Below are 223 nucleotides of genomic sequence, written 5' to 3'. Positions count from 1 at the left end.
GGTGCCGCAAACAACCCCTGACGCAGCTCGGAGGGTAAATTCTCCAGAACCCGCAACTCGCCCCGCACAATCCCGTGCGCCTTGGCATGCGAGGTGCGGACAGAACGGCCGGAGCGCTCCCGCGTGGTCCGGCCACCGCTGGCCATCACCTCGATGATCCTGTCGGTTGTCTCCTGTTCGTCCGGCCCGATCTCCTCGACATCGTCTCGGTAGCGAACGAAGG

Annotated in this window: 1 pseudogene; it reads right to left on the bottom strand. The window is 65.0% G+C overall.

The features are described 5' to 3' along the window. Nucleotides 1-223 (bottom strand): annotated as a pseudogene (locus E4K09_RS30280) (hypothetical protein); the annotation flags it as partial.

It is taken from the genome of Microvirga pakistanensis (assembly GCF_004458765.1).
GTDB classification, from domain to species: domain Bacteria; phylum Pseudomonadota; class Alphaproteobacteria; order Rhizobiales; family Beijerinckiaceae; genus Microvirga; species Microvirga pakistanensis.
Note: the sequence above shows the minus strand (reverse complement) of the source record. Positions and strands in the feature narration are given on the sequence as shown.